This is a genomic window from Actinomyces sp. HMSC075C01, from assembly GCF_001812965.1.
Classification (GTDB): domain Bacteria; phylum Actinomycetota; class Actinomycetes; order Actinomycetales; family Actinomycetaceae; genus Actinomyces; species Actinomyces acetigenes.
The window spans coordinates 172,515-173,206 of sequence record NZ_KV811040.1 but is presented as its reverse complement, the minus strand read 5'-3'; positions in this window follow the sequence as shown (position 1 = coordinate 173,206).

Here is a 692-nt window from a genome sequence, read left to right as displayed (position 1 = left end):
TCTACGCCGCCAGCCACGCCCGCTACGGCATCCCAGCCGAGCAGACCGAAGCTGAGCTCATCGCCCTGACCAGCAGCAGCGTGCCCAGCGACGCCGACGCGAACGAGCGATGCAGCTCGGCGACGACGCTGCCGGACACAACCGCAGACGCCACTGCTGCAACCACTGATGACGTTACGAGTGGTGGACCTGGGGACGAGACGGCCGGTGAGCGGAAATCTGGCGTGCCGGATGAGCCTGGAGCGGATGGATCCACGAGTGGGGTTGAGTCTGAGTCTGGGCGGTCCCGTCCCGCGATTGGCCGCAGGAGGCGACCATGACATCACTGGTACATGAGCACACGACCTGGCACCACTGCTGCAGGCGAAGTAGAAGCGGTGACGGCAGCGCGGCTGGCCTGCGAACCACTGGGCAGGGGCGTCGTCTCGGTGGACGCATCGGTCGACGCACCGCTGCACTCAAGGCTCGCGGCAAGCGGCGGCAATCCGCCCTTTCTCGGCGATTAGTGGCGGTGACTGACCCCACCTGGTGTGGTCACGTCTGGCCCGGCGGAGGCGGCCAGCGATGAACCGGTCACCCACCATTGCAGCGGCCCGGTTCTCATCGCTGGTGCCTGCGCCGATCCATCCGATGCAGGCGCGCCTGCTCGCCCTGGTGGCGGCCCACCGCTTTGCCACCACCACGCAGCTCGC